Source organism: Bdellovibrionota bacterium, assembly GCA_035292885.1.
Classification (GTDB): Bacteria; Bdellovibrionota_G; JALEGL01; order JALEGL01; family DATDPG01; genus DATDPG01.
The window spans coordinates 1-4207 of record DATDPG010000024.1; the positions used below are offsets into that span (position 1 = coordinate 1).

General features: G+C 55.8%; 4 protein-coding genes. All 4 read left to right on the forward strand.

Translation table 11 applies throughout. The annotated features are described in order from the left end of the window. Window positions 1-8: 8 nt before the first annotated feature. Window positions 9-149 (forward strand): helix-turn-helix domain-containing protein, encoded by a 141-nt coding sequence (locus VI895_02095; protein HLG18589.1) that lies wholly within the window; start codon window positions 9-11, stop codon window positions 147-149. After that, complete coding sequence (locus tag VI895_02100; protein HLG18590.1) at window positions 149-1918, forward strand: ATP-binding protein; 1770 nt, start codon at window positions 149-151, stop codon at window positions 1916-1918. Before VI895_02095 ends, VI895_02100 begins: the two co-directional genes overlap by 1 nt. A gap of 98 nt (window positions 1919-2016) precedes the next feature. Then, on the forward strand, window positions 2017-3156 hold the full coding sequence (locus VI895_02105) for a porin (GenBank protein ID HLG18591.1): 1140 nt from the start codon (window positions 2017-2019) through the stop codon (window positions 3154-3156). A gap of 23 nt (window positions 3157-3179) precedes the next feature. After that, window positions 3180-4181, forward strand: a complete 1002-nt coding sequence (locus VI895_02110; protein HLG18592.1) for a PstS family phosphate ABC transporter substrate-binding protein — start codon at window positions 3180-3182, stop codon at window positions 4179-4181. The last annotated feature ends 26 nt before the right edge of the window (window positions 4182-4207 follow it).

A 4207-nucleotide genomic window follows, 5' to 3' on the forward strand; every position in this document is an offset into this window, starting at 1 on the left:
ATCGACTGATCGACGAGATGGGCGGGACGGATGTCGTCATCGTGGACCGAAATGTCGACGTCCATGTTTCGTCTCTTCGCAAAAAATTGAAGGACTATGGCGACTCTATCCTCACCGTACGCGGCGTCGGCTACCGTTTTCGAGATTGATGCTGATTCCCAAATTCACGCGCGGATTGATCGGTCTGTCAGCCCTCCTGGCGTTCTTGGTTCCGCTGTCTCTGGGACTCTACTTTGAACGGAGTGAACGAATCCACGTGCGGCAGGAAATCGAGGCCCGAATTCGAGAAAACGCCGTTCTCTTGGCCCCTCATTTGGAGCTTGAGGCGACCACTTTATCGCGCCCGCGCCTTCTAAGTTCGGTTCAAGATCTCGGCCGCGAAACGGGCTCCCGAATAACGCTTATCGCCGCAGACGGGGCGGTCTTGGCTGATTCGGACGCCGATCCCGCCACGATGGAAAATCATCGGGATCGTCCCGAGGTCTTGCAGGCGCTTGCGCAGGGAACCGGAATGTCAATCCGCCGAAGCGGTACTCTCGGCGTGAAAATGATTTACTTCGCTTATCGAATCGACACGGCTTCCGAAACCCGGCCCGTCTTGCGTTTATCCGTTTCCACAAAGCGGATCGAGGAACGTTTGCGCCCGATCAGAGTTCGAGCAATGCAGGCTTCGCTGGCTGGCGCGTTACTGAGCATGTTTACCGTTCTCTTCTGGAGTCGCCGCCGTGCCCGCCAACTGAAAGAGTTGAAAGCAACAGCCATTCGGGCCGTTTCGGGCGAAACGAGCGTCGGCGTAAGCCGTCTCGCCAACGATGAGATCGAAGACTTAAGTCGGACGATCCGTCACCTGGCGGAAACCCTCACCCGCCAAATGGAAACCAATCGCACGGAAGCCGAAAAGCTTTCTCCCATGCTCGCGGCCATGGAGGAAGGAATTCTGGCGATCGATCCAGACCACCGAGTCTTGTTTTGCAACGACGTGGCTCGCCGATATCTTTCTGTTTCCGGAGAATGCGTCGGTAGACCTATCGAAGAAATTGCGCGTGTGTCCGAAATCATGGATGCCATGAACAGGGCGCGCGAAACGTGGGCCAACGTGAAAAAAGAGATATCCATCTTCCAGAATGACGGGGAAAGCCGAGTGGAGATACATGCGGTTCCATTCGGCGCTCCCGGGGACGCACGCGTCCTCCTAATTCTTCATGACGTCACGGAAATTCGAAAGCAGGCCCAAGTTCGCCAAGATTTTGTGGCGAACGCTTCACACGAACTGAAGACTCCGCTCACGGCGATTAAAGGCTATGTCGATACGCTCTTGGAGGGCGCCGACCAAGACGGTAAGACTCGCAAACGATTCTTGAACCAATTAGCCCAAAACGTGGATCGTCTAGTCACGCTCACCGAGGATTTACTCAGCCTATCCCGCATCGAATCGCGGCGCGGGCCCGCGGACTCTTTCATCGTGGACTTGGGTCAAGCGGCCGAGGAGGCCGTAAAGCATTACCTTCCCGCCGCGAAGAAAAAGCGGCTCACACTCGCAATCGACCGAAAGAGTTCCGCCATGGTGCGAGGCGAAGCCCATGCCCTTCGGGAAATCTGCGACAACCTGATCGACAATGCGGTCAAATATACCGCTTCCGGTGAAATCCGCGTTTCCGTGAAGGCCGAGACCGATTTTGTGAAGCTATCCGTCAGCGACACGGGGATCGGCATCCCCCAAGAACACCTGCCAAGGATTTTCGAACGCTTTTATCGCGTCGACCGTGCGCGATCGATCGCCGCCGGGGGCACTGGCCTCGGTCTCGCCATCGTCAAACACCTCGTGCAGGAATTAAATGGTTCCATTAAGGTTTTCAGTCAGGTGGGAAAGGGAAGTTGCTTCTCCGTGACCCTGCCGATAACGGAACCCGGTTCTTAACCAAAGTTTAACAATGCCTTTATGAGACGTTGACAAACCTTTCGTACGGTCCGCAGCATATCAAAAACCCTAAACCGCCTTACAGGAGGAAATTGTCCATGAATAGAACAGAGGTCACGAAGGCTATTGCTGCCTTGTTGTTCGGTTACGCCCTCGCTTCACCCGCTTGGGCGCAGGAAGAACAGAAACCGGAAGCCGCGGCTCCGGCACCGAAGGTTTCCGACATCGTAGGGTACGACAAGGGATTCTACATTCAATCCGCGGATGGGAAGTTCAAGCTCGTTACGGGCGGTTACATTCAGGGAGCCTTTAACGGCCAGATCGCCGAAAGCGGATCCGAGACCGACACGTTCCGCATTCGCCGCGCACGGCTGAAATGGTACGGACATCTGTTCAGCAAGAACGTCCAGTATCAGGCGGAGTACGATTTTTCGAGCAGCAAGAATCTGAGCACCTATCTTCAGCTCGTTCACTCCGATCCGTTCAAAGTTCGCGTCGGGCAATGGAAAGTGCCGTTCAACCTCGAGGGAATCGCATCCGGTTCGGTGCAGCAGTTCGTGGATCGTTCGATCGCGCATTCCTTCTTCGGCGTTCCTGACGAACGCGAGATCGGATTCGGATTCAACGGGACGCTGATGGATAAATGGCTGGAATACGAAGTCGCGGCGATGAACGGGGAAGGGATCAACACGCTGAACCAGAACAATGAATTCCGATATGTCGGTCGGTTGGTTGCCAACTTAAAGGGCCACCATGGCCTCGAATTCTGCGACACGAAGAACAGCGACGAGCCCAATGTCGCATTCGCCGTCGCGGGAATGTACAACGATACGCTCGACCCATCTACGGGCACACCCCCCACCGACGAAATGAAAGTGACGTCGATCACGGCCGATCTGAGCGCGAAATTTCGCGGTTTCGGCGCACACGGCGCTTTCTATTACATGAACACAAAACCCGATGCCGGCGGCAGCACCCACGACAAGGGGTTCCTGGCTCAAGGCGGTTATTTCGTCATGCCGGAGAAGCTGGAGTTAGGCGCTCGAATCGCCCGCGTATTTGTTGACGGCGGGGGCGATACGGGGGAGTACACGCTAGGTCTGAATTATTACATGTTCAAAGCTCATCACGTGAAGTTCCAGTTTGACTACAGCGCGCTGACGACCGAGGACGGCGTAGCGGCCGGCGATGATCGTTTGGACCATCGGGTACGCGCGCAACTGCAAGTAAAGATCTAATGAAAGGTATGGAGGATACAAATATGAAACGAATAGTATGGACTTTAACGGCCGCGCTTTCGCTGGTTACGGTTGTTCAAGCCGCCGAAACGAAGGGTACGGGCAAATCGTTGACCGGAACCATTAAAGTCGACGGTTCAAGCACAGTGTTCCCGGTCACGGAGGCGATGGCGGAGGAATTTCAAAAGAGCCATCCGAACGTCCGGGTGACGGTGGGAATTTCCGGCACCGGCGGAGGGTTCAAGAAATTCACGGCCGGGGAGACGGATATTTCCGATGCTTCGCGACCCATCAAGGATGCCGAACGCGAGACGGCCACGAGGAACGGAATCGAGTACGTCGAGCTTCCTGTGGCATACGACGGCCTTTCCGTCATGGTCAATCCGAAGAACACGTTCGTGGCGTCGTTGACGGTCGAGGAGCTCAAGCGGATCTGGCAGCCGGAAAGCACGGTCAAAATGTGGAGCGATGTTCGCCCCGCCTGGCCGAAGCGCGCCATTAAGCTGTACGGTCCCGGAACCGATTCGGGCACGTTCGACTACTTCACCGAGGAGATCGTCGGAAAGGCCAAGTCCTCGCGCGCGGATTTCACGGCGAGTGAAGATGACAACGTTTTGGTGAAGGGTATCGAAGGCGATCCGGGCGCGTTGGGTTATTTTGGGTACGCCTATTACGTTGAGAACAAGGACAAGCTGAAGCTGGTCGCGATCGACGGCGGTAAGGGCCCCGTTCTTCCAACGGAAGCAACGATCGAGGAAGGAACGTACGCGCCGCTTTCCCGACCGATCTTTATCTACGTCAACAAGAAGGCGGCGACCCGACCGGAAGTGGAGGCCTTTGTTAACTTTTATCTGAAAGAGTCTTCCAAACTGGTTCCGCAAGTCGGCTACGTTGCTCTGAAGAAAACGGTCTACGAGGCGGCCGTTACCCGTTTCCAGAAACGGATGCTCGGTACCGTGTTCGGCCTTCCGACACGCACGTCGTTTGCGCGCTTGGAGGATCTTCTGGCCTCCAAGGGCCAATAGTTCGTCAGCCGGGGCGACAGCTCATT

What these genes read in the sequence shown, in the direction of transcription:
- VI895_02100 (HLG18590.1), top strand. Translation starts at nt 149, where the DNA reads ATGCTGATTCCCAAATTCACGCGCGGATTGATCGGTCTGTCAGCCCTC.
- VI895_02105 (HLG18591.1), top strand. Translation starts at nt 2,017, where the DNA reads ATGAATAGAACAGAGGTCACGAAGGCTATTGCTGCCTTGTTGTTCGGT.
- VI895_02110 (HLG18592.1), top strand. Translation starts at nt 3,180, where the DNA reads ATGAAACGAATAGTATGGACTTTAACGGCCGCGCTTTCGCTGGTTACG.